Origin of the sequence: Polaribacter filamentus (assembly GCF_002943715.1) — a bacterium.
Taxonomy (GTDB): Bacteria; Bacteroidota; Bacteroidia; order Flavobacteriales; family Flavobacteriaceae; genus Polaribacter; species Polaribacter filamentus.
In genome coordinates, this window is sequence record NZ_MQUA01000013.1 from 1,942,985 (window position 1) to 1,969,303 (window position 26,319).

Annotated in this window: 16 protein-coding genes and 1 pseudogene; 3 read left to right on the top strand and 14 right to left on the bottom strand. The window is 31.4% G+C overall.

From position 1 onward, the window contains the following. Window positions 1-5: 5 nt before the first annotated feature. From BST83_RS11185 to BST83_RS11240, 13 genes and pseudogenes are all read right to left on the bottom strand, one after another. Window positions 6-2,105 (bottom strand): glycoside hydrolase family 97 protein, encoded by a 2,100-nt coding sequence (locus BST83_RS11185; protein WP_367889193.1) that lies wholly within the window; start codon window positions 2,103-2,105, stop codon window positions 6-8. Next, window positions 2,093-2,749: a discoidin domain-containing protein gene (locus BST83_RS11190; RefSeq protein ID WP_104809861.1), complete on the bottom strand. Its 657-nt coding sequence runs from the start codon at window positions 2,747-2,749 to the stop codon at window positions 2,093-2,095. Before BST83_RS11190 ends, BST83_RS11185 begins: the two co-directional genes overlap by 13 nt. 2 nt (window positions 2,750-2,751) lie before the next feature. Beyond that, a pseudogene (locus BST83_RS11195) lies at window positions 2,752-3,045 on the bottom strand (sulfatase-like hydrolase/transferase); the annotation flags it as partial. 2 nt (window positions 3,046-3,047) lie between these two features. Then, complete coding sequence (locus BST83_RS11200) at window positions 3,048-3,941, bottom strand: carboxylesterase family protein (RefSeq protein WP_104809862.1); 894 nt, start codon at window positions 3,939-3,941, stop codon at window positions 3,048-3,050. Between the two features lie 9 nt (window positions 3,942-3,950). Further along, window positions 3,951-6,212, bottom strand: a complete 2,262-nt coding sequence (locus BST83_RS11205) for a glycoside hydrolase family 3 N-terminal domain-containing protein (protein ID WP_104809863.1) — start codon at window positions 6,210-6,212, stop codon at window positions 3,951-3,953. Next, window positions 6,202-6,891: a carboxylesterase family protein gene (locus BST83_RS11210; RefSeq protein ID WP_240614730.1), complete on the bottom strand. Its 690-nt coding sequence runs from the start codon at window positions 6,889-6,891 to the stop codon at window positions 6,202-6,204. The genes BST83_RS11205 and BST83_RS11210 overlap by 11 nt, the downstream gene beginning before the upstream one ends. A 122-nt stretch (window positions 6,892-7,013) precedes the next feature. Further along, window positions 7,014-8,381, bottom strand: a complete 1,368-nt coding sequence (locus BST83_RS11215; protein WP_104809865.1) for a glucoamylase family protein — start codon at window positions 8,379-8,381, stop codon at window positions 7,014-7,016. A gap of 4 nt (window positions 8,382-8,385) precedes the next feature. Beyond that, the gene (locus tag BST83_RS11220; RefSeq protein WP_104809866.1) at window positions 8,386-9,738 is read right to left on the bottom strand and encodes a glucoamylase family protein; all 1,353 of its coding nucleotides are present in this window, start codon (window positions 9,736-9,738) and stop codon (window positions 8,386-8,388) included. A 126-nt stretch (window positions 9,739-9,864) separates the two neighbouring features. Next, window positions 9,865-11,634 carry a LamG domain-containing protein gene (locus BST83_RS11225; protein WP_104809867.1) on the bottom strand — a complete coding sequence of 590 codons (1,770 nt, stop codon included), beginning with the start codon at window positions 11,632-11,634 and terminating at the stop codon, window positions 9,865-9,867. A gap of 21 nt (window positions 11,635-11,655) precedes the next feature. Next, window positions 11,656-13,179, bottom strand: coding sequence for a RagB/SusD family nutrient uptake outer membrane protein (locus tag BST83_RS11230; RefSeq protein WP_240614731.1), 1,524 nt, complete (start codon window positions 13,177-13,179; stop codon window positions 11,656-11,658). Window positions 13,180-13,196: 17 nt separating this feature from the next. Further along, entirely contained in the window at window positions 13,197-13,853 is a 657-nt protein-coding gene (locus BST83_RS21470; RefSeq protein ID WP_367889159.1) for a SusC/RagA family TonB-linked outer membrane protein, read from the bottom strand. A gap of 71 nt (window positions 13,854-13,924) precedes the next feature. Beyond that, window positions 13,925-16,204, bottom strand: a complete 2,280-nt coding sequence (locus tag BST83_RS11235; protein WP_367889160.1) for a SusC/RagA family TonB-linked outer membrane protein — start codon at window positions 16,202-16,204, stop codon at window positions 13,925-13,927. Between the two features lie 211 nt (window positions 16,205-16,415). Then, window positions 16,416-19,232 carry a helix-turn-helix and ligand-binding sensor domain-containing protein gene (locus tag BST83_RS11240; RefSeq protein WP_104809869.1) on the bottom strand — a complete coding sequence of 939 codons (2,817 nt, stop codon included), beginning with the start codon at window positions 19,230-19,232 and terminating at the stop codon, window positions 16,416-16,418. A 1,001-nt stretch (window positions 19,233-20,233) separates the two neighbouring features. Between BST83_RS11240 and BST83_RS11245 the strand changes: the two genes are divergently transcribed. Then, entirely contained in the window at window positions 20,234-22,588 is a 2,355-nt protein-coding gene (locus BST83_RS11245) for a transglycosylase domain-containing protein (protein WP_104809870.1), read from the top strand. Window positions 22,589-22,669: 81 nt separating this feature from the next. Here the strand turns inward: BST83_RS11245 and BST83_RS11250 are convergent, their stop codons facing one another. Beyond that, a complete protein-coding gene (locus BST83_RS11250; RefSeq protein ID WP_104809871.1) occupies window positions 22,670-23,272 on the bottom strand; it encodes an RNA polymerase sigma factor in 603 nt (200 codons plus the stop codon). A 378-nt stretch (window positions 23,273-23,650) separates the two neighbouring features. On the opposite strand from BST83_RS11250, the gene BST83_RS11255 reads away from it, so the two are divergent. Further along, entirely contained in the window at window positions 23,651-24,877 is a 1,227-nt protein-coding gene (locus BST83_RS11255) for a M14 family metallopeptidase (protein WP_104809872.1), read from the top strand. Window positions 24,878-25,083: 206 nt separating this feature from the next. Next, entirely contained in the window at window positions 25,084-26,241 is a 1,158-nt protein-coding gene (locus BST83_RS11260) for a FecR family protein (RefSeq protein ID WP_104809873.1), read from the top strand. The last annotated feature ends 78 nt before the right edge of the window (window positions 26,242-26,319 follow it).

Sequence of the window (26,319 nt, forward strand, 5' to 3'; positions counted from 1 at the left end):
TTGATTTAGTTTTTTGGGATTAAAGAAATTGCAAAACCTCCACCAGCTGCCATGTTTAATTCTAAAATAGTTTTACTATTTACGTCTTGTTCTAAAATTTCATAGACTTCTGGATTGTGCAAATAATGTGAATCTAATTTGTCCTTATATATTTTAGCAGTGTATGTTTTGTTGGGAACTAAAAAGTTTAATTTCACTTTTACAACCCTTGCATTTTCATCCGTAATACCTCCTATAAACCAATTTTCTGTGGATTTTTCTTGACGTGCAACTGTTATAAACTCGCCAATTTCCGCATCTAAAACCTTCGTTTTTTTCCAATCAACACCAATATCTTTTATAAATTGAAATGCTGGGTTGTTCTTATAATTTTTTATTAAATCGGGCACCATTTGCACAGGACTATAAATAACAACATACAACGCCAATTGATGCGCCAAAGTGGTATTGATCTGATTATTTTCTTTATACGGTTTTAATGACGTATTAAAAATACCGGGCGTATAATCGATAGGGCCAGCTAACATTCTTGTAAACGGAACAATAGTTAAATGTTCCGGGGGATTTCCACCATCCTCAGACCAAGCGTTGTATTCTTGTCCACGAATTCCTTCTCGAGAAATTGCGACAGGATATGTACGTCTTTTTCCTGTGGCTTTTATTGGTTCGTGCGCATTTATAGCAACGCCATTTTCAATTCCTTTTTCTAATACTTTCTGAAAATGATTTACCATAAATTGCCCATGATGATATTCTCCTTCAGGAATTACACTCCCAACATACCCGGTTTTTACCGCATGAATTTTTAAATCTTTCATCAATGCAAAAGCTGTATCTAATTGTTTCTCATACAAAGTTATATCCGCAGAAGTTTCATGATGCATAATTAATTCTACGTTTTTAGATTTCCCATACGCAACAACTTCCTTTAAATTATAATCTGGATACGGTGTTACAAAATCGAAATGAACTTTCTTTGCTTTTTTGTCCCACCATTGCTCCCAACCAATATTCCAACCTTCTACCAACATTCCGTGAATATTATTTTCTGATGCAAAATCTATTAACTCTTTTGCATATTTTGTGTTTGCCGAGTGGTTTTCTCCTGCATAATCCCAATTTCCTGTTCCAATATGCATATCCCACCAAATACCAACATATTTTGTAGGTTTAAAAAAGCTCATATCATCAACTGTATTTGGCTCATTTAAATTTACAATAAGTTTAGATTCAATTAAATCCCCTGGTTTTTCTGCAATTTGAATCGTTCTCCAAGGTGTTTCAAAAGGTGTTTTTCGGATAACTTTTTTTCCTTTTGCATTGCCAACCAATTCACTTTTCATATTATAATTAACAGTATCAACAGCCAAAGTCATTTCTGCATAATCGGTTAAATCTGCTTCATGAAAACTCAAATACAAACCCTTGTCTGTTTTCATAGTAACAGGTGTATTTACTGCGTTTTCTGGAATATAAGTTTGCCCTAAATGAGAACCCGGAATGTAATCTTTAAATGCATTTATTTTAGAAAAAGGAGAGGTTGTATAGAGATATTCGTAAATGTCCCAATCGCCAGGAATCCACCAGGTTTTATGGTTTCCTGTTAAATTGAATTCGGTATTTTCATCCGTAATAACAACTTCAGAAAGATTTTCTTGTTTTGGGAATTCATATCTAAAACCAATTCCATCATCATAAACCTTAAAGATAATGTTGATTTTTCTTTTTAATGTTGATGTTTCTTGCAACTCAATTTTCAAAGAATTGTATTGATTTACGACTTCTTCATCTTCTCCCCAGACCATTTTCCAGGTTTCGTTGAATGCATTTGTGGTGGTTTTTAGAATTTCAAAATTTCCTTTTAGAGAAAGTGCATTTTGTAAATCGAAACTCATTTTTGAAGTATCAATGACGGTTTCGTTTTTAAAACGAACGGTATAAGAAGGTTGTTTGGTTGCCGAAAGTAAAAATTGAACTTTCACCTTTTTGTTGGGTGATATAACTTCAGTTGTTCTATTTTCTTTATCCGAAGAACAAGAAATTATCAGTATAAATCCTAAAAAAAATAAAAAAGTTGCTTCATAATTATAAATTATTCTGTGGATAAAATTTCACTTTTTACTGAAATTCCGTTTTCATTAAAAGCTTCTACTTGATAATAATATTTTTGATCTGTTGTTAACGCTCTTAACTCGTAGTTTGGTTTGTTATATATCAAGGCAGAAAGATTTAATTTGTCTTTTGCAATTCCCCAGTAAATTACATAACCAGTTGCATCTTTTACGGCATCCCAGGTAAGATTTGTATTTCTTCTGTCTTTTTGTCTTGCCACTTTAAAATTATTCGGAGTTGCTGGTTTTGCTTCGTTCCCGTTCCCAAAAACTCTGAATTCTGAGATTGCTAAATATTTATTATGGCAATAAACATGCTTATATCTCACGAATCTTGCTTCCGCAGTTTTCTTTAACTCAATATACGCGTGTGGCATATCTCTTTCATTTTTAGAATAATCTGCAATTACATTCCACTTTTTTCCATCCAAAGAACCCTCAATAATAAACTGTTGTTTTAAATCTTTTGGTCTTCCAAAAACTTCTGAATTAAAGTTTTGAAAATTAATTTGAAGTGCTCTAATTTTCATCGCTTTTAACAAATCTATTGCTACAAAAATGGAATCATTATTTGCTTCTGAAACCCAATAAGAACGAATTTCTTCATCATTAATTTTACTAATATTAAAATCTGTAATCTGTTTATATGGCTGTGTTTTCCTGTTAAAATAACAGCTCTACTTGGGCCACAAATTGAATTTGCACAAAAATTATTTTTAAAAATTGCGCAATCTTTTGCAATTCGATCAATATTTGGTGTGGGTGCTAATTTACTTATTGGATGTCTATACGCACTAATTGCCTGTGTAGCATGATCATCTGCCATAATAAAGATGATGTTTGGTCTTATTTTTGTGATTTCTTCTTTTTTATCTTGATTTTTACCCCCTTGAAAAACCAGTAAAATAAGCGTTGCCAAAATAATTTTTTTCATCCTTATTCTATTTTATTCTTAGTGATTATTTTCTTGATTTGAATTATTTCTGAATTCAGAATCGTTTTGTCAAAAAAAGAAACTACATCTTCTAATTCATCAAAAGGAATAGAAGATAACTCGTGTCTACCACCAATTACTTTACGAAAATAGAAGGAAGTCTGTAAATCATCTAATTTTTCAATGATAGTTTCTGATCCGTCTAAAATTAGATAACCAGGTTCTAACTCCTTACAATAATGATGTGGCGCAGTTGCAAAAGGTACTAAATGATCATCTGTACCATGAAACAAAACACTTGGTATGGCATTATTTTTAGTGATATAATTTGCATTTACAACAGCACCTGCTAAAGAAAATACACCTGCATATTTTATATTCTGATATTTTGTTAGCTCTGTTACAAAAAAATCTCTAAAATAAACTGCATTTAAAACTCCTTCTGCACCAGCGCTGCTTCCGCCAGCAATAATTTTAGAAGTATCTATTTGTAATAGTTCACTATTATCAATCACAAATTTAGTAGCGTCTAAATAATCGAATGCTGCTTGTTTAAAAGTTTCCATTTTATCTTCTTTTAAGCAATTGCATCCAAAACCAGTTTCTTGTTCTTTTCTTAACAAACTGTAACTGATAGAAATACTTACATAACCCTTTGTAGTCATGTATTCCATTAACTTTATCTCGTCTATGTCATCTCTTTTTCCACCAGAAAAACCGCCACCATGCATCCATAATAAAACGGGTAATTCTGCCGTTTTTGAAATATTTATTGGCGAATACACATCCAATTGTAAACTATCTCCATCTTTAACTGCATACGTATATGTTGTCTTTTCTTGTGATAAAAGCTGAAAAGAAATGAAAAAGACATAAATTAAAAGATAGTTTTTCATGTTATTGTTTTATTCTGTTAATGTAAATGTCTTTTTAAATTCAAAGTCTGACGTTCCTTCAATACCAATATCAAAAACGCCCGCTTCAATACCAAAAATCATTTCTGAATTGTAGAATTTTAAATCTTCTACCTTTATTTCAAAAGAAACTGTTTTACTTTCTCCTTTCTTAAGGAATACCTTCTCAAAACCTTTCAACTCTTTTACAGGTCTGGTAGCACTTGCAAACCTATCATGGATGTATAATTGTAAAACTTCGTGCCCATCATAATCGCCTGTATTTGTAATGGTTACAGATGCTATTAAGGTGTCTGAAAAACTTATAGTTTCTGATGATAATTCAACATTTGAATATTTGAATGTTGTATAACTTAATCCGTGGCCAAAAACATACAAAGGCGAATTTTCAACATCTAAATAATTAGATTTATAATCTTCCTTCGGATTATTTTTAGGAATTGGACGACCCGTATTTTTCATGTTATAATAAATAGGAATCTGTCCGATATTTCTAGGAAAAGTAACTGTCAGTTTTCCTGAAGGATTGTATTTTCCAAAAAGCACATCTGCAACTCCATTTCCACCCATAGTTCCAGGAAACCAAGTTTCTAAAATAGCATCTGCTAGCAAATCTTCCGCCGATAAATCTAACGGACGCCCATTCATCAGCACCAACACGATCTTTTTGTTTGGCACGGCTTTTCTGATACTTTCAATTAATTTTGTTTGCTTTCCTGGAAGATTGATATTTGTTCTCGAAGCAGCTTCACCACTCATATCATAGTCTTCGCCCATCACCATTACTACAATATCAGATGTTCTTGCTACGTTAATTGCCGCTTGAAATCCGCTTTCATCATCACCTTCAATTTCGCAACCTTTTACGTATAAAATATTCGCATCTTTTGTATATTCTTGAATTCCTTCAAAAATACTGATCGCTTCCCCTCCTCTATCACCAGCTGCAGCCCAGTTGCCAATAATATTCTCTTTATCTTTTGCTAAAGGACCAATTAATCCAATTTTTTTATCTGAAGATAATGGTAAACTTTTGTCATTATTCTTTAATAAAACTGATGAAATGGCCGCAGAATGTCTCGCCGCTTCTAAAAACGCAGGTTTAGAGACTACTTCTTTTTCTCTTTGTTCATCAGCATATTTATAAGGATCATCAAACAAACCTAATTTGTATTTTGATAATAAAATTCTTCTACAAGCATCGTCTATTAATGCTATATCAACCTTCCCTTCTTTTACCAATTCTGCCAAATAAAGACGATTTGCATCACTCATCATGTCCATATCTATACCAGCATTTATTGCTATGCGTGTTGCATCTTTATTGTCTTTGGCAAACCCATGCATCACCAATTCATTAATTGCCGTATAATCTGTAACTACAAAGCCACTAAAATTCCACTCATCTCTTAAAATATCCCTGTATAAAAATTTACTACCCGTTGCAGGAACTCCGTTTAACTCATTAAAAGCGGTCATAAAAGTTTCTACACCTTCATCTATTGCCGCTTTAAAAGGCGGTAAATAGACGTTTCTTAATTCTCCTTCACCCATATTTACGGTGTGATAATCTCTACCAGCTTGTGCTGCTCCATACCCAACAAAATGTTTTGCACAGGCTAAAATTGTGTTTGTTTTTGATAAATCTTCACCTTGAAAACCTTTTACATATGCTTTCGCCATTTTGCTTCCTAAATACACATCTTCTCCTGCTCCTTCAGAAATTCTTCCCCATCTGGGGTCTCTTCCAACATCAACCATTGGAGCAAAAGTCCAATGAATTCCTGCTGCGGATGCTTCTTCTGCTGCAATTCGAGATCCTTTTTCTACATTTGCCATATCCCAACTTGCAGCCAAACCTAAATTGATTGGGAAAATAGTTTTGAAACCATGAATTACATCGTAACCAAATAATAACGGAATTCCTAAACGTGTTTCTTCTACTGCTAATTTTTGTAACTCACGGGTACCTTTTGCAGAATACACATTCAGCATTGCACCAACACTAGCTTCTTTAATAAATTTTCTAAAGTTCGTGTTTACTGTAGGACCAGTAACGGCTCCACTACCACTAAACATTACTGTCTGACCAATTTTTTCTTGCAAGGTCATTAGTTGCATAATAGAATCTACTTTTTGATCAAAAACCGTCGATTTATTTTTTTTAACTGCTGTGTTTTCTGAATTACTACAAGATATTGTAATTAAAAAAGTTACTATAATTAAGAGTAATGATAAGATTCTATTTGTCATTTTTAATACGTTTTGATTTTGAAAAAAGCCACGGTAAAAGTGCTGGTTCTGCAAAAGCGGAATCCCAACTATTATGATTATCGTTTGCATACAAAGAGAAATTTGGTTTGCCTCCATATTTTAAAATTCCGCTCACCATATTGATAGATTCTTGCGGATTTATAACATCGTCATTTGCGCCATGAAAAACCCATAAATTGGTATTTTTCGCATATTCTTTAGCTCCTTCTGGGTTTCCTGCCCCGCAGATTGCAAATGCAGCTGCAAATGTATTTGGTTGTCTATATAAAATTTCGAAAGTTCCCAGGCCGCCCATAGAAAGGCCGCCAACATAAATTTGTTCCTTTTTCACAAATGGTTTCTGAAGATATGTTTGTAATAAGTTCATTACCAACTCCAATGATTTGGTTGGTTTACTCTCTAAAGAAAATTTTAGTTTGATAGGTTTTGTACTTCTATCGATCGTGGCATTTGCCCAATAATCTCCTTTAGGGCACTGCGGAAAAATAACGATTGCAGGAAATTGTTCTCTGTTTTCGTCAGACGCAAATAAATTACTTCCATGAACTAATTGAGAACTATTATTATTGCCACGTTCACCAGCGCCATGTAAAACTAAAACTAAAGGGTATTGTTTATCCTCTGTAAAATTTTCAGGCAATAGTATACGATATTGCAATGTGTCGTTTTTATAAACCAAAGACTTTGAATCATATAAATCTGTATGTTTTTGAGAAAAAAAACTATTTGAAAAGCAAAGTAATAGCAATAAAGTGTAGCAATATTTTTTCATAAAAAAAATTAATAATTAAATCCTAATTTGTCTAATCCCTTTTTTACATCCGTATTTTGCATAAATAAATTCCAAAGTAAACCTGTTCGATGATTTTCTATCATAACAATTTGAGGCCCTTGATCTATTGCTAAATAGGTTTCTGTTACCCAAAAATTATAATGCGGACTAAAAGCGTCATAAAAACCAGCTGGACCTAACATTTTGTCTTTATTTTGATATAAATAATGCATTACTTGTAATGATTCTTTGGGTGTGTAAGCGATGGAGCTTATTGCTGCAGTAGGTGAGATTATACCTTTATCATTTGTTGGACTGTGAGCAGAATATCCTCTAGAACCATCCGCATTTCTAGAATAACTGGCGGTTAAGCCCCAAGTATTCTCGCTATAACCCACATAATTTTTAGGGTTGTTGATACAGTATTGACGATTAATTTTAGTGTGATTAACCGCAACATTCCAATAATTGCCATATTGATCGGATAAATCTTTTGGGTTTAAACCCAAGAATGAATAATGACTAAAAAATAATGGCCCTCCAAAATTTGACCCACCAGCATGATTTAACACTAAAGGCAAACCATATTGCGAATTAGTATTTTTAATATTTCCACTACTAGCCCATCCTTTTTCGTATGTGGCTTTTGTGATGCTATGATTTGGGGATGCTGCTGCTAAAATATAGCTAGTCATCACTTCATTATAACCAGTTAGTTTTAAATTAATTTCAAAACCCAAATCTGGACTCCAATGCCAATATAAAGCTTCTTTATTTTGAGTGTACCAATCCCATTCTACCCCTTTCCAAAGTACATCTGCTTTTGTTGATACTTCTTTTTCTGTTGTAGAACCATTTTTTAAATATTCTTTTACACAGATTAGTCCTTGCACCAAAAAAGCAGTTTCTACTAAATCACCTCCATTATCTTTTGCACTAAAAGGAAGTACTTTACCAGAACCTCCATTTATCCAATGAGACCATGCACCGTGAAACCTATCCGCAGTTTCTAAAAAATCAACTATTTTACGCAATCTAGCTACACCTTGTTCTCTAGTAATAAAGCCCCGTTCTATGGCAACAATAATACTCATAAGACCAAAACCTGTACCTCCTGTAGTAACTACCTCTTGGTTTAATGTTGGATCATTAGGATGATACCTTTCTTTTGCTGCGCCCGAAGCTGTATTTGCATAATCCCAGAAATATTTAAAAGTCTCTTTCTGAACTAAATCCATCATGGCTTCATCTGAAAGTTTTTCTATTGTAGGAGTTATGGGATCCGGATTATAAGGCTCTTGGTATCCAGGACCTTTCTCTGAACATGCTAAAAATAAAATTGAAAATACTCCAAAAAGAATTAAATTCTTTATCATACTATTATTGTTTAATTTTGAAGCTTAATTTTGTTAAACCTTTTTTTACATCAGTATTCTGCATAAATAAATTCCAAAGCAACCCTGTTCTGTAGTTTTCTATCATTACAGGAATAGGCCCTTGATCAATAGCTAAATATCTAGTTACATACCATTTGTGTTCTAAACTAAACGCATCATAGGGACCATATTTACCAACTAAACTATCGTGATTAGTGTACAAATTTCGCAACATTTTCATACTTTCTTTTGGTGTGTAAGGAAATGATGATAAAGCTGCTGTTGGAGAAATAACTCCTAAATCGTCACTTGGTTGGTGTGCGTGGTATCCTTTTATTGAATAACTTGCCGTAAATCCCCAAAAGTCTTCTCCATATCCTTTGAAATTTTTAGGGTTTTCCACAGCATAATCGTAATGAATTTTAGCATGATTTTGTACTAGCTTCCAATAACCTGCATACTTGTCTTTTAATCCGGTAGGATTTAATCCTAAGTAAGAGTAATGCGCCCAAAATAAAGGTCCCGTTAAAGGTTCCGTTTTCTGATCGTAATAGTTTAAAACTAAATCATGATTGTACAATTTTTGATTCGAAACAATGTCTCCACTTTTTGCCCAACCTTTATGATACACGGATGATTTTATAGGATGTGTTGGAGAAGCTGCTGCTAAAACGTACATAATTAAACATTCGTTATAGCCTTTTACGCCAAAATTCTTTGCCCATTGATAGTTTGGAGACCAATGCCAGTATAAAATATCTTCATCGTTTTTAGTAAAAAAATTCCATTCTACGGTTCGCCACAGGTTGTCTATTTTAGCAACTAATTCTTGTTCCTGTAGACTACCACCTTTAAAGTACTCTGAAACCGTTAATAAACCTTGTACTAAAAATGCTGTTTCTACTAAATCCGCACCATCATCATTTTTACTAAAAGGTACCGTTTTTCCTGTTTCACCATTTAACCAATGTGGCCATGCACCATGAAACCTATCTGCTTTTGCTAAAAAATCTACCATTTTATGATAGCGTTCTATAGCTTCTCCTTTCGTTATAAAATTTCTTTCTATACCCACTAAGATTGCCATAAAACCAAAACCGCTTCCACCAATGGTTACTGTATTTTTTGGAGTTGTAGGATATATATTATCCATGTGAAGTCTTTCTCTAGCTAAAGCAGAATTTGGTTCTGCTCCTTCCCAAAAATAATTAAAAGTTTGTTTTTGAACTAGGTCTAATAATTTTTCATCAGAAAGTTCTTTTTTTGCAGGTTCCTGTGCTCGTTTTTTTACTTCTTTTTTAATATTACAAGTTTTAAGTAAGAAAAGAAGTAAAAAAAATGAATAGATTATTTTCATATTAAAGAGGTTATTCTTAGAGTTATATTTATTCATTTAAGCTGTATTCATTATAAATACAGCTTAAAATCATAAACTCAAATAATATTTAGTAAAAGAAATATGTGCTCTAAAATTAATTAAGAACTACATTATATCTTTAATTTCTTGTTGTGTAAGCACTTTGTTAAAGAAGTGTAGTTCATCTAAAAAGCTTAAATCTTCTTTATGATTCCAACCATTAAAACGCGGAGATCCAGACATAATAGATACGATGTCACAACCAGTCCAATCTACTCCACTAATAGCAGACTCTTTAACAAGTTCTCCGTTTATATAAACAATGGCTTTTGTTGGCGAAATTGTAAAAGCAACGTGTGCCCACTCATTTGCAGTAGGATCTACATCCGCTGCAGAGCCTCCATCAACCCAAACATCTGAGCTACCAGTACCAACATTTAATTTAATGCGCTGTTTACCACCTGCATTTTCTCTAAAAAGTCTAAAACCTGAAGTTCTATTATTTTGATTATCAGCTGGATTCCCAACCTCTAAAGGTCCCATAACTAATAAACCTGCTCTATCTGGAGTTGCATTTACTTTATACCACATTGTTGCTGAAAATGATTCTCCTTGCAAACCTGTTGTAGGAAATGTTAAATATGAATCCGTTGCACCCGCATAGGCATTACTACCTTTTTTAGATTCATTTGCATACGCTGGATTACCCACTTTTGTCGCCAAAGCACCTGTAACTAAGTTAGAATAATTATCATTAAAAGGCATGTATAAAGTTTCTCCAACCGCTGGACCGTAAGGGTTTGTGACACCAATAATATTTTGAATCTCTGTTTGAGTAAGCGCTTTATTGAACATGCGTAAATCATCCATAGAACTATTATCATACTTATGATTCCATCCATTAAAACGTGGTGATCCAGACATTATTGATAAAATATCACATCCAGTCCAATCTACACCTCCAACAAGTGTTACTTGTTTTGCCATTTGGCCATTAATATAGACAACTGCTTCCGTTGAAGAAATTGTAAATGATAGATGTACCCAGTCATTTGTAGCAGGATCTATGTCTGCAGCAACTCCACCATCAACCCAAGTATCAGAAGTTCCGTTACCAACATTTAATTTAAAACGTTGTTTTCCTCCAGCATTTTCTCTAAATAATCTAAATCCATTTTTTCTATTATTCTGTTGGTCATCGGCTTTACCATCATCTTTTGGCCCTATTACTAATACGCCTGCTCTGTCTGGACTTGCATTTACTTTGTACCAAAAAGAAGCAGAAAATTCGTTGCCTAAACTTAATGTAGAAGTAGATAAAGTAAGATAAGAATCCGCTGCACCAGCATAAGAATTTGTGCCTACAACAGCTTCACCCGCAAAACCTGGGACACCTACTACTGTTGATTTTGTAACACTAATTAACTCTGTATAATCTCCATCAAAAGCCCAAAATGCAACCTCGTTTGAAAATAAAGGTAGATAAGGTGGAGCTTTTTCAAAATTTACTTTAGATATGGTTGTTTTACCATCTAAATCTAATGCTATTACTTCTAATACGTGAGGTCCTGTAGTTACATTATTGTATGTAAACTCGTTTAGAACTCTTCTATAATCTTTAAAATCAGTAAAATATCCTATTTCAGTTCCATCCATTTTAACCAGTATGGAGCCAACTTCAATATCATCTGTTACTTCAAATTTTATATCGATAGGTATTATTTGTTCGTTTACTTTTAATTTAAGACCTTCTGTAGGATACAAAATTTTAACTACAGGTGCTGTTGCATCTAGTTCTGCTGCAACTTGTGTAAGTGGATCTATACCTTCATTACAAGAAATAAATGCAAGAAGAAAGATAAAAACATTTAGGTATGAGAATTTTATTTTTTTCATTTTATATATTTTTAAAATTTATTATTTACCTAAAACTGGAAATTGATCAACTTGTCCTTGAGGATATGGTAAGTATTTTTTATCCGCAGTAAAAGTTCTACCATCATAGCTCAATTCAGAATAACGTTCTAATCTAATCATATCATAATAACGTTTGCCCCACTCCATGCCTAACTCAGCAAATTTTTCATCTAAAATATTGTCTAAGGTTACTCCAGAAATAGGAATTAAACCAGCTCTTTGTCTTACAAGATTTACTGCTTGATCTGCTGAAATTGCCGTTTGAGAAGCACCTTGCTTTAAAGCTTCTGCATACGTTAACAAAATCTCTGCATATCTAATTATAGTATAATTTTTATTACTTCCGTAAGAAGTTCTACCAGTAATTAACTGTTTAGATGGTAAATAGTGTTTTCCGCTTGCGAAGAAAGCACGCGCATAATCATTTATTTTATCTCCATCTCTTGTTGTATTTTTAACAAAACTTGGCAAAGTGGCGTATGCTGCATCTTTTTGAATTTCTGCAATTCCACGATTGGTAAATAAAACACTTGTTTCTAATCTTACAGTTTCTCCTCGATCTAGCATAAACTTAATAAATTTCATACTTGGCTCGTAAAAACCCCAACCACTTTCTGAACCTGCAATTATTGGAGTCCATCCTTGTGGTCCATAAGGCGCATATAAATGTGCTTCACGATCTCCTGTACCCTTATTAAAATCTGAATATTGAATTTCTAAAATATTTTCATTCGCTAATTTACCTGGAGTTTTGAATAATTCGTAAAAATCTGAAAACAAAGCAAATTTTCCAGAATTTATTATTTGACCAGTAGCTTCTGCTACCGCTTGATAATTTTTTAATTCCTGGTTTGCTAATGCTTTAATTGCTAACGCTGTATACTTAGTTACACCACCGGGCAAATCTTGTCTTTGATTTGGGTGCATATCTGGTAACATAGGTATTGCTTCATCCATTTGATCTGACAAATGCTGCATTACCTCTGCCTTTGTAGGAACTACTGTAACGTTTAACAACTCTGATGTATCCGAAGTTTTTGTTAAAAAAACATCACCCCAAACACGCGAAATATCAAATAACATAATTGCTCTTAAAACCTTTGCTTCTGCAATATATTGGTCCCCAAGTGCAACCCCTGTAGGGCCTGCAAATTCTTGATATTTTTTAATTAAATCCATAGCTGTATGGGTAGAAACTACATCTACATATATGTTTTCCCATAAAGAGTTATACATCCAATAATCTTTATTATAATTAAAAAGATCTGTTTCTGTAAAATCTTGCTGATCTCCTAAGCCACCAGAGTTCACATCATCTCCTCTTACAGAAATTAACAACGGTTGTTCCCATCCTCTAGATTGAAAAGCTTCATAAGCTCCAATAATAGAGAGTTTCATATTTTCAGTTTTTGTAAAGTCTGTGCTTCCAGCAAAATTATTATTAAGCTGTGGTTCATCTAATTTTTCTGTACAACCTACTAATGATAAAATCATTAATGCTGCAAATAATATAGTTTTCTTCATTTTTTTAACATTATTTTTTATATTTTAATATTTAAACCAAATATATAAGTCGCAGGTACTGGATATGTTTGGTTATCTACCCCGTTAGATACTTCTGGATTAAATCCGTTGTAACTAAATATTGTTAAAGGTTTTTCTGCAGTACAATATATTCTTGTTTCTGGAAATCCTTTTTTAGTTTTAATAGTATATCCTAAAGTTATATTTTGAATTCTAAAATAACCTCCGTCTTCAACATAATAATCATTTAACTTTTGATTCCAACTTTTTCTCACTGCTGCTGCTGATGGATATGAATTTGTAGTTCCTTCACCGTGCCAACGATTGATAGCAAAATCTCTATCCCAGTTAGTATCACTCGTAAAAATAACTTCCATTCTTTTTCTATTTAAAATTTTGTTTCCTCCTTGGCCAAAACCATTTAGAGATAAATCAAAATTATCATACGTAACACCTACGTTAAATCCAAAAGAGTATGTTGGTAAATAAGAGCCTAAGCCAACTCTATCGTCGTCGTCGATTGTTGTTGGATCTCCACCATTTTCCTTATATTTAAAATCTCCAGGAACTAAATTATTAGCAACCGCCACAGGATCTGCATCTATTTCTGCTTGGTTTTGATATACACCTTCGACTTCACGACCAAAAAAGGCAAAAATAGATTCTCCTACCATAGAGCGTTGTCTAAATTCGGCAGAACCAGCATCTAAATAAATAGCATTTCCTAAATTTAATATTTCATTTTTTAATGTTGAAAAATTCCCCCAATAGTATAACTAAATTTGTCTGAAATTCTTTTATCCCAATTTAAAGCTAACTCGAAACCAGCGTTTCTTATTTTTCCAATATTTTGTCTCGTTGATCCAGGAATTAAAGGTCTTTCGACCGGAATAACTGCATCTTCGGTATCTCTAGTATAGTATTCTGCTTCAATAGACAAATTATTATCAAAAATTCTTGCTTCTAAACCAACGGTAGTTTCATCTGTAACTTCCCATTTTAAAGCAGTAAAATCACTTGAAGTAATAATTCCGTTATAAGGAGTGTCTCCTAACGCTGTGGTAACCGTTTGCGAAGTAATAGATCCGTTACTAGAAGCTACTTTATCATTTCCTAACTTCCCCCAACTTCCTCTAAGTTTAAGGTAATTAAAGAAATTTGAATCATCCATAAAAGACTCATTTGAAACTACCCAACCAGCACCTACTGTAGGAAAATAACCCCATTTTTCTTGATATTTATTGGTACCATCTGCTCTAAAAGTAGCATATAATAAATAGGTGTCATCATAATTATAGGCCAATCTCGTAAAATAAGAAAAACCATATTCTCTTGCTCCATCATCTGCTACACCTTGCTCTGGAGTTGTTTCTGATTGACTTAAATAATAGGATTCTTCACCAGAAAGTGGGAAATTTAAACCTTGTGCACTTAAAAATTGGTAAGATTCATCTCTAAAAGAAGTACCTAATAAAGTTGTTAACTTGTGTTTTCCTATGGATTCATTATACGTTAATATATTATCCCAAATTTGATTAGAGACCGTAACATTCGATTTATTTAAAGAAGCATTTACGTTTTGAAAATTGTTTCCAACAAAGTAAGGAAGACTTACATTTCTAGATTCAGTAGCTTCAAAATTTTGATTATAAGAAGATCTAAAAGATAATTTCTCAGGAATTAAGTTTAACTCCGTGTAAAATGTAAATAGCGTCTTTCTTAGTTTAATTCTAGTTTCATTTAAATCCATAGTAGGAAAAGGATTTTGACCACCTCTATATCCTAAATCTTGTGCATTTGAATAATTTTTAGGAAAAACAGCAGGATAATCTAATAAGTTAGGATCATAAACTGGCATCGTTGGTACCGCAAAATAAGCACCTCTCCAAGCCGATCCTTGTGCGTCATATCTTGTAGCATTACTAAAAATAGTATTTGTACCTACTTTAATCCAATCATTTACTTGGAAATCGAATTTACTCCTTAAATTAAAACGTTCATACTGATTTTTCATGTTAAGAATCCCTTCTTGCGAAAAATAACTCCCACCTACAGAGTAAGTAGCCTTCTCTGAACCACCTGAAGCACCAATTGTATGACTTGTAATAATACCAGGTCTAATAACTTCTTTGTACCAATCTGTATTCACATCAGGAACATTTGGATTTATACGGCTTCTTCCATAACGCTGCATAGCATTTAAAATAAATTGCGCATCTGGCGCTGAACCAGACTCTAAAGCTAACGTAGTAAATTGTTCTGTATTTGCAAGTTTTAAAACATTCTGAGCAACTTGTGCTCCTGAATAACCCTCATACGTAATTTGAGCTTTTTGATTTTTCTTACCCGAAGTTGTTTCTATAAGAACGACTCCATTAGCAGCCCTAACACCGTAAATTGCCGAAGCAGAAGCATCTTTAAGAATAGATATTGTAGCAATATCTTGTGAGTTCAAAAAATCTATATTATCAAAAAACATACCATCTACAACATATAATGGTCCTGAAGCACCTCCAGAATAGGATCCAATACCTCTAATACGTATCGTTGGACCTTGCCCAGGACTTCCTGAACTTACTACTTGAAGTCCAGCAACTCTACCTTGTAGGGCTTGCATTACTTGACCTGTTGGAGTTTTTTGTATTTCTTGAGCTTTAATTGTAGTTATAGATCCTGTTAAATCAGCCTTACGTTGAGAACCATAACCTACCACAACAATCTCATCTAAAGACTGTACATCTCCTTCTAAAACAACATTAATAATTGTTTGATTTTTAACAATAACCTCCATTGTTTTAAAACCAATTGAGCTAAATTGTAAAACGTCTCCTTTATTTGCTTTAATAGTATAATTACCATCAAAATCTGCACTTAACCCTTTACTAGTTCCTTTTATTAGGATACTTGCACCCGGTATTGGTAAATTATCAGTCGAATCTGAAATTGTTCCCGTAATTTTAATCTCTTGGGCAGAAATAGCTACTGACAAAAGAATTGTTAATAAAAAAATAATCCTAGTTTTCATATCGATTTAAAAGTTTTTTGTTCGAGTTAAAATTACAAAGGTTTTTTAATTAACAAATAATTAACACCCCTTTTTAAATACGTCAAGCTTTAAAAAAGTTGGTAAAATCAATAAATGACGTATATTTTAAAGGAAGAATAATCGATAAAAAAGGCTTTTAAAGATAGAATGACGTAGTTATGACGTACAATTAAAATACTGATTTCGTATTTTAACTAGGTATATTTTTGAAGTTTAGCAAATAATCAACTAGAGAATTGTCATTTTGCAAGTTTAACTTCTTTTTTAACCTGTATCTCATTGTTTCTACGCCTCTTACAGAAATATTCATTAAAAGCGCTATTTCTTTGGTAGATAAATTCATTTTGATGTAAGCACTTGTCTTTAAATCTTTTTTTGATAGCATAGGAAATACAGCGGATAAGCTACTAAAAAACTCCTCATGAACTTGATTAAAATTATATTCAAAAATTTCCCACTCGTCATCACCTCCAATCGAGCTGTCAATTTTTTTAACTAATTTTCTAAATGAATATGAATTTTCAAAACTATTTTTGTTTAATAGAAGTTCCTCCTTTAAAATTAATAAAGATTCATTCTTTTTTACCAAAGCCATTGCTGTATTTGCTAACTGTTTACTTTTTAATTTTAATTCGTTCTTTAAAGCTGCATTTTTTAGCTTGATAAGCTGCTTATCATTTTCTATTACCTGCTCTTTCACAAGTTTTTCTTGTTCTTTTTGATACTTTTGTTCGAGCGTTTTTTGTTCTTTATTAATTTTTCTTTTATGAAGAATAAAAAATAGTACTAAAATAAAAAGTAGAATTCCTGCATATAAAAAGAATCCTATTTTAGATTTATACCAAGGAGGAAGAATTTTTAATTTTATACGATTGGTTTCTGAGTGCTTGTTTAGAAAATTAGTAGTTCTTACTAATAGTGTATAGCTGCCATCAGTTAAATTGGACAACTCTAGTTTCTCTTTATCAATTTTATTCCAAATAGCACTATCACTATTTTCAAAAGTATATTCAAAAAAATAATTTTCTGATTTAGGCGCAGATAAAGAAATTTCTAAATTATTTTTATTTAAAGGTATTTCTATGGGTGATGCATTACTGATGTTAATTCTTGTTTTATCAACAATTATGCTCTCTATGTTGGGTTTTTCTAAATCTGTACTTACTTGTTTTTTTTGAGCATTTATAATTAAAAAGCCATTCATTAAACTTAAGGTGTATAATGAATCTTTTAAAATTGAAACATTTTCATTGTCTACGATAAATCTATTCTCTAAATATTTATTTGGGATAGAAATTGTGTTTTCAAAAGTTGATAAACTAAAAAAGTTGATTAGTCGATTATTTTTAAGAGCTAATTTTTCTGTATTTGGTTCAGAAATTATGTAGGAATCTTTACCAAAAGTTTGGTTTAATAACGGATAATCTATAATACTATCTAATATAGACTCGTATTTCTGCCATCCTTTATTTGTTTTAAAAACAATATTATTATTCAAATTATAAACTTGAATTCCGTAATCTGATGACAACCCCTTTGCGTTATATTCTTGAATATTTTTTATGGATTCATAATCTTCATTAAAGGTTACTCTATAAAGTCCTTTATAAGCGTCCGCAGCCCAAGCAGTATTATTACTTTCAAAAACTAAATGTTTAATAGGACTTGTTGTTTTATTTAAATGCTTTACTTGCCAGTTATTCTTTATCTTCTTAAACTTTACCAAACCAGAATAGGTGCCTTGTATATAAGTATCATCAGATTCTGGCACTTTCTTTAAAGTCCAACCACCAGTTTCGCTAGAAACCATTTTTAGTTTATTATTTTCTATAATATAAGTTCCGTTATTGTGCCCGCAAAATAATTCGCCATTTATAACATCTAAATCCCAAACCTGACCCTGAGAACCCTCTATGAATTCTAATTCATTTTTAGAATTTAAATAATAAACACCTGTATTACTGCCAATATAAATAACATCTTTATATAAAACCACATCATAAACAGCCCCTAATTTTCCACTAATATCATTGTAAAAAGTAAATACATTATCAAAACTAATGCTAGATAATCCCTGATCTAGGCTTACCCAAAGCTCATTATTACTATCTAAAGACATTCCTAAAACAGTGTTGTTTAACAAGCCTTTTTCTTTATTTATATTATATAAAACCTTCCCGTTCTTGTTCGTTATATACACACCGTTTTTTATGGTTCCAAAAACCATATCATCATTTTTTAGTTTTAAAAAACTGTTTAATTGATGCTTTTTTAAAATTGTATTAATTTCTGATTTGTAAATTGATAGTGTACCATTTTTTAAAAAATAGCATCCTTTTAAAGAAGTAGAAATAAGAAAACCACCATTAAAATTTGAAATGGCTATAATTTTGGTATTGTTAAAAACCGGATTGTTTATAAATGGGATAAATTCATTGTTCTTTTTTATAAAAATTCCAGCATTTAAAGTGGAAGCATATAGATTACCATCAATAAAATTGCAAGAAATAATGGTAGATGGTAAATTATATTTTTTAGTATCTCCATTTTCATGAATATAAACATTCCCAAAAGATCTAAAAATAATACTGTTATTATACGCTTCTATTTGCCAAATTTCTTCATTAGATGAAATTTCATCTTTCAATTTTTTACTTAACGAAAAATATTCTAAAAGCCCTTTTTCGTTTTTAGACCAAAAGCCAAATTCTTTATAAGAACCCGTATAAATTTTATTATTATGAGATAAAACAGAACGAATAATTGTTTTATTTGGTAGTTCCCAAAGAGTCCATTTAATGCCATCAAACTCTAATAATCCATTATTATTTGCTACATATATTTTGCCGTTTTCAGATTTAGAAATGTCCCAGTTTTGATTTCCAGCATTATAGTCTGATACATTGTAGTTTTTAAAGTATGGCGTGTATTGCGCTACTAAATCAGTGCTTATAAATAATATTGATAGCAATATGATGTTTATATTGCTTTTTAACAATTTTCTCATTTTTATGATGAATTAGACACTTTAAATTATTAATTGCTTAAAAAGAATTAAATAAAATAAGTTAGAATACTTTTCTTGCTATTTTTGTTTTTTTTTAAAGTTAAAATAAATATCAAATTGATGCAATCTGATTCTAAATAAAAAAAATTAATTCCCTAATTAATGATGGAATTGATAGTAAATTACATAAAATATTTCAGAATCAATAAGAACTAGAAATATTGTACTATTTAATAGAAAAACAAATTAACACATTCTTTCTTAAGAAATATAATTTTATAGCTATTGAATTATAAAAATAAAAAAAGCATGCTGCGAATCATATTTTTCAGTGAGCGTTTAAAAGTTATTTCATGCTTCTTATCATCCTACCACCCCGATAAAAACTTACGATATATTTCTGAAGTCTTTTTATTTTGAGCTCAAATAAAAAATTATGAATTATCAAAAGTAGGATTATCTCTTTTTAACTTTTCGACAGCATTTATTTAACTATCTAACTCTATTATATATTTCTACTAAATAGGTTTGCAGTATATAGTTTTCAAAAAACACAAATTTATTTCTGAGTCTGACATAAAGGTGAAGTACACTATATAAGTAGACACTTTATTTATAAAGCCTTAACTAACTGATTATTAAACACAAACACATAGATAGTGCACCTTGCGTAAAATAAAATAGTAGATGATAAATCAATTTTAAAAATCAATGGTTTGATGTATATTGCAATCGAATAGTACGTTGCGCTAAGGTTTTAAAAGTAGCTGATAACCATTTGTATTTCAAATAGGTACATTTATATAATTGTAAAATAGCATACAAAAAATGTAGCACCTGCAAAGTCAAAAGTGTTCAATTATTAGTAGTATATGGTAATTATTTACCCTACTGATGATCGTAAATAGCATGTGTTTTTAAAAAAAGTGTAAAGTAAAACGCTAAACGAAATTACTTACCAGTAGTGAATATATTAATAAAGCAATTAAAGAATAAATTGTATGTGGGCTAACTATTTAAAAGAATTAAAAAACAGGTCTAAAGGACCTGTTTCATTTGTAAGGAAACATCCTTTTAAAAGTGTTTTTTATGCGATGCTAACAGGTTTGTCTTTTACGATCTTATTAGTTTTGCTAACTTACGTAGGTGCGTTTGGTAAATTACCTTCTAAAGATTTCTTATTACAATTAAAAACCCCGCTTACCTCTACGCTTTACGCAAGTAATAAAGAGCAAATTGGCTTGTACTTTCTTCAAAATAGGACGAATGTGGATAGTATAGACGTACCTTTAGCTCTAAAAAATGCACTAATAGCTACCGAAGACAATCGATTTTATGAACATAACGGTATTGATTATAAAAGTTATGGTCGTGTTTTTATAAAGACTGTAATTCTAAGACAAAATGCTGGTGGTGGTAGTACACTTACACAGCAAGTAGCAAAAAACACCTTTGGTAGAGAGCGACATTTTATGTTAACCACGCCTATTAATAAAATCAAGGAAGTTTTTATTGCAAAAAGATTAGAGGAAATCTATACAAAAGATGAAATATTACTCTTGTACTTAAATACGGTTACGTTTGGTGAGAACATATACGGAATAGAAAAAGCGGCTCTGCGTTTTTTTAATAAAAAAGCTAAAAAATTATCTGTTTCTGAATCTGCAACGCTTGTTGGTTTGCTAAAAGCACCCACTTATTACAGTCCAAGAGTGCACCCAGATAGAGCAACTATAAGGCGTGATGTGGTATTGCAACAAATGGTTAAATACAACTATTTAACGCCAGAAGAACAAAAGACCGCTCAAATTCCTTTAAAACTTAAGTACCAAGAACCTAAAAAATTATCTTCCTTAACTACCTATTTTAAGGAATATGTAGAAAAAGAGTTTAACGCATGGGCGGCAGAAAATCCGGCGGCAGACGGTCATATCTATAATTTAGAAAGTGATGGTTTAAAAATATACTCTACGCTAAATACCTCCGTACAAAAATCTAGCGAAAAAGCAATGTTGAGACAAATGGAGAGCCTTCAAAAATTAATGAACCAACATTGGGATGCGTTAAGCACAGAAGGTGGTAAAGAAGCGTTACTTAAAAAATTATTGAATCAAACTGCATCCGTGAAACAATGGAAAGCGCAAGGAAAAAGCGATCTTGAAATTCAAAAACTGATTGCTGTTAAGAAATCTAGAATTCAGTGGACGCTAAGAGACGGTAACATACCAAAAGTACAATCTTTAAAAGATTCTATTGTGGGTGCTATTAATAGATTACACACTGGTTTACTTACGATTAGCAGTCAAACCGGAAGAATTATGGGCTATGTTGGGGGCATTGATTACGGAATGAGCCAGAGAGATAATATTTTAGAAAAAAATCAAGTAGGTTCTACCTTTAAACCGATTACCTATCTTGCTGCCCTAGAAAAAGGCAAAAATCCGTGTAATTATTACGATAATAATTTGGTTTCTTACGCAGATTATAAAGATTGGAAACCTCGAAATTCAAATGGGCAGTATGGCGGCAGCTATAGTATGCATGGTGCATTGGCAAATTCTATTAATACGGTATCTGTAAGAATTCAGATTGAAACGGGCATTGAACCCGTAAAAGCCTTAGCTAAAAATATGGGTATTACTACTACCCTGCCTTCTTGGCCTTCTATCGTTTTAGGAACTGCCGATATATCGCTTTTTGAAATGGTTACTGCCTATGCTAGTATTTCTAATGGTGGCAGACGCGTGCAACCCTTTGCTATTGAACGCATTGAAGATAATAATGGTACCGTTTTATACCAAGCAAAACCACCTTATGGAGATCGTGTAGCAAGTGAAGTCAATACCAAACGTTTGCAACAAATGATGGGTAGTGTGCTTACCGAGGGAACCGCAGGTCGCATACAAGGGTACGGAATTCCTAATAATTTAATTGGAAAAACGGGTACCACTCAAAATAACGGAGACGGTTGGTTTATTGCTTGTTCTCCCGAGATTGTAGTGGGTTCTTGGGTAGGAACGTATGATAAGAGAGTACAGTTTAAAACCACAAATATGGGTTCTGGTGCTAACACTGCCTTGCCTATGGTTGCGTCTGTGTTTAAAGCGATGAGCGCTTGGAACACTTCTATGCTTACGAACTTTGTGTATGAAAAAGACTACTTTGATTGTCCGCCTTTTTTAGAAATGAGTCCTTCGGAAGCTATTGAATTTGCAAAAACAGATAGCACTTATATAATGCAACGAAGATTTAAGGATTCCATTTTTGATATCGGTATTAAATTATCAGATTCTATTCTTACTCTTCCTCTAAAAACGATTGAAATAGATTCACTTTCTAATTTACAAAAACCGTAAGTTTTTTTTAACTGGTTTACACTAAGTTCTAAAGTTTCGTTATAGAGGTTTCCATCAATTTGTTAATGAAACACAACTTTTTTATTTAAATGATTTAGTCTTAATACTTCTTCCAAATAATAAAAATAGGATACCCTCGGTTTTGTCTCCAAGGGAAATTCTCAAAGTACAAAAAGCTTTTGTAATATGTGCTTCTACAGATTTTATAGAAACATTTAAATGTTCTGCAATTTCTATATTAGAAAGACCTTCTTCTTTACTCAATAAAAATGTTTGTTTGCATTTAGGCGGTAAATTTTCGATTTCTTTTTTTACAATTTTCATTAATCTTTCTAAAGAGTTTTCATCCTCCTCTTCGACAATATATGTGAGTGCATCAATATATTTTTTATCGAGAACTAAAACTTTTTTATTTTTTCTATATTGATCGATAAACTCATTGTAAACAGATTTATATAAGTAACTTTTAATTACAAATTCTTCTTTTAGTTTAAATCTATTTTTCCAAATACTCATAAAAACATTTTGAACAATATCTTCGGCTAAATCATAATCATTAGTTAAACCAAAAGCATATGTACACAATTTTTTATGATATAAATTCACTAAAAAAGTATAACCATTGGTATCTCCTTTTTTTAGTGCAATTATTAAATCTAGATCCTTTAAAAAAGTAGCTTTCATTCTAGAATATCATAAATTTTAAATTTATCCGTGACGAATGTAGAAAAAAATACTGTAACAGTTAGGGTTCCTTAAAATTATAACGTTTTAGCTATATAAACAAAAGTAATAAATAAGAAAAATTTATTTTATTTTATTTTTAAAGGTAGAAAAAACAAATATTTAAAGAAGGTTTGAGTATAATTAGTTAACTATATTTTATGATATCAATTGAAGAATCTAAACCCTCATAATTAGTGGTTTTTTTATTTCGATACTATTCAAAGTAGTAAAAAAAACTAAATATTTAATAAGTTGATTGATTTTTCTCCCTTTTCTAATTTCATTCGGTAAAATAAAATCAAAAAATATTTTTAATACTTAATAAACTACATTCTTATGAAATCAGTTTTTTTTTACGCTGTACTTTGCTTTTTACTTTTAGGTTGTTATTCTGTTGAAAAAGTACCTTTTAAAACGCCCGTAGATACATCAAACAGAAAAATAATAAAACAAGTTAAAAAAATATACAGCCTAAAAGAAGCAGGAGTTTTTGCCAGTAATACATTCGAAGGTGCGCGACTTAACGGTTTTGAGCAAGTAAATGATAGTACAGCTCAAGTTACAATATCGCCAGAAAATACACCCATAAATAACAGTGCTTATTATGCTTTTCAAACTTGGTCTACTACTTCAAAATTTTTCTATTTTACATTTAAATATCCAACAGGTTTTAAAAATAGATACATTCCTAAATTAAAAATTAATAACAAATGGTCTATTATTGATAGTACTGATGTTTTTATAAAAGATAGTATTATTACGATTAAACTTCAGTTAACAAAAATACCAATTACGGTGGCTGCCCAAGAAGTACAATCATCAAAAGATGTGGAGCATTGGTATACGAAACTTATTGAGGGAAAAGAAAATAAAGTGCACTTGAAAAATTATGGAAAAACACCTTTAGGAAAGAAATTAGCTGTTTTAAATATCTATAAAAACAGTTCGAAAGGGAAAGATATTATTGTGCTTTTAACAAGACAACATCCACCAGAAGTTACAGGTTATTATGCCTTTCAGTATTTTTTAGAAACTATTTTAGGTGATTCTGATTTAGCAAAAGAATTTCTAAATCGCTACCATGTTTTAGCTTTTCCGCTGCTAAATCCTGATGGTGTGGATTTAGGCAATTGGCGACATAATTCGAATGGTGTGGATACTAACAGGGATTGGTCTGAATACCATCAACCAGAAATAGAAAAAACAGTTAAGTACATTCAAAAAACATTAAAAAAGAACAATTCAAGAATAGTTTTAGGACTAGATTTTCATTCTACTTGGCATGATGTTTTTTATACAAACAAGAGCAGAACTGAAACCACTTTACCTAATTTTATAGAAGATTGGTTTGCTGGTTTAGAAGTCAATATCCCTAATTATAAAGTTAATGAAGCTGCTGGAAACAGCAATAAACCAGTATCTAAAGGATGGTTTTTATATGGTTATAATGCGGTTGGTATAACCTATGAAATTGGCGACAAAACACCCAAAAATGAGATTCAATTAATAGGAGAAATATCTGCTGAGCAAATGATGAAAATTTTATTGAAAGAAAAAAAATAAGATGTCTTTTTATCGTTTAAACCAAAAAATGACATCCATTAGAAGTGCTTTCTTTTTAATTCCATTAACTAGATACTGACTTTTTTAGGCCTGAAAGCATCCTAAAAAGGGCTCATTAAACTTTTTATCCGTTTTAAATAAAAAAAAATACAAAAAACATTAGGGTAATATAAATTTGTTTCGTCTTACTAATATACACAAGTTTTATGTTGTCTAACAAAATAGAAAAAATCATTACCAAGTACCTTCTAAATCAGGCCTCTTTTTCTGAATTAGAAGCGCTAGAATTATGGCTTTTAGATAGTGAAAATGAGAAAGTTTTTAAAGAGTTTATTAAAACGAACTATTTAATTGATTCTTCATTAAATAAATATAATACTAGCCTTTCTAGCAAAAAACTGCTAGCATTTATTACTCAAGAAAAACAAACTATTCGCGTAAAAAGGTTCCGTAATTATTTAAAATATGCGGCTGTATTTATTGGACTAATAATGGTTAGTTACTTTTTTAATGTAGGTAAAGACACAAGCACAAATGCACCAATTTTAGTAGAAAGTATTCAAACAGGTAAAGATAAAGCAACCTTAACCTTAGAAAACGGAACTATTGTTTCTCTAGAAAAAGGCGCTTCTTTTAATAATAAAAATGCGCAAAGTAATGGTGAAAAACTTATCTATTTAAATAGCACTAACAAAGAGTCAAATAAAATTGCGTACAACTATTTAACAGTGCCTAGAGGTGGTCAATTTTATCTAAAATTAAGTGATGAAACTCAAGTTTGGCTAAACTCAGAATCTCAATTAAAATATCCTGTAAGTTTTACCAAAGGTAAAATTCGTGTTGTTGAACTCATTTATGGAGAAGCTTTTTTTGATGTTTCACCAAGTACAAATCATCAAGGATCACTTTTTAAAGTACATCATAAAGATCAAGATATACAAGTTTTAGGTACTACATTTAACATTAAAGCTTACAAAGACGAATCTAGTATTTACACCACTTTGGTTGAAGGAAACGTTGCCGTAAGCTTTAAAGAAACTCAAAAAAACTTATCACCTAATGATCAATTAAACCTTGATTTAGAAACAAAAACAGCAATAATTCAAAAAGTAGATGTGTATAATGCAATATCTTGGAAAGATGGCGTGTTTAGTTTTGATGAGAAATCTCTTTTTGAAATCATGAGAGTTTTATCTCGCTGGTATGACGTTAAAGTTGTGTTTAAAGATGATGCAATAAAAGAAGAAGAATTTATTGGAGTGCTTTCAAAAAATCAAAATATAGAAGATATTTTAAAAAGTATTAAAAATTTTGGTTTGGTAAAAAGCTATACTATAAGGGATAAAATAATAATATTAGAATAAAAAGGGCAAGAAGTTTTGATATTTCGTAGCATCTAACTTCTGTACCCTCAATTAAATATGTATTAATTAATTTTAACT

Bases quoted from the DNA above. Each gene is read 5' to 3' on its own strand.
- BST83_RS11245 (WP_104809870.1), top strand. From the start codon at position 20,234: ATGTGGGCTAACTATTTAAAAGAATTAAAAAACAGGTCTAAAGGACCT.
- BST83_RS21470 (WP_367889159.1), bottom strand. From the start codon at position 13,853: ATGGTAGGAGAATCTATTTTTGCCTTTTTTGGTCGTGAAGTCGAAGGT.
- BST83_RS11205 (WP_104809863.1), bottom strand. From the start codon at position 6,212: ATGACAAATAGAATCTTATCATTACTCTTAATTATAGTAACTTTTTTA.
- BST83_RS11225 (WP_104809867.1), bottom strand. From the start codon at position 11,634: ATGAAAAAAATAAAATTCTCATACCTAAATGTTTTTATCTTTCTTCTT.
- BST83_RS11215 (WP_104809865.1), bottom strand. From the start codon at position 8,381: ATGATAAAGAATTTAATTCTTTTTGGAGTATTTTCAATTTTATTTTTA.
- BST83_RS11235 (WP_367889160.1), bottom strand. From the start codon at position 16,204: ATGAAAACTAGGATTATTTTTTTATTAACAATTCTTTTGTCAGTAGCT.
- BST83_RS11200 (WP_104809862.1), bottom strand. From the start codon at position 3,941: ATGAAAAACTATCTTTTAATTTATGTCTTTTTCATTTCTTTTCAGCTT.
- BST83_RS11220 (WP_104809866.1), bottom strand. From the start codon at position 9,738: ATGAAAATAATCTATTCATTTTTTTTACTTCTTTTCTTACTTAAAACT.
- BST83_RS11255 (WP_104809872.1), top strand. From the start codon at position 23,651: ATGAAATCAGTTTTTTTTTACGCTGTACTTTGCTTTTTACTTTTAGGT.
- BST83_RS11240 (WP_104809869.1), bottom strand. From the start codon at position 19,232: ATGAGAAAATTGTTAAAAAGCAATATAAACATCATATTGCTATCAATA.
- BST83_RS11260 (WP_104809873.1), top strand. From the start codon at position 25,084: ATGTTGTCTAACAAAATAGAAAAAATCATTACCAAGTACCTTCTAAAT.
- BST83_RS11230 (WP_240614731.1), bottom strand. From the start codon at position 13,179: ATGAAGAAAACTATATTATTTGCAGCATTAATGATTTTATCATTAGTA.
- BST83_RS11250 (WP_104809871.1), bottom strand. From the start codon at position 23,272: ATGAAAGCTACTTTTTTAAAGGATCTAGATTTAATAATTGCACTAAAA.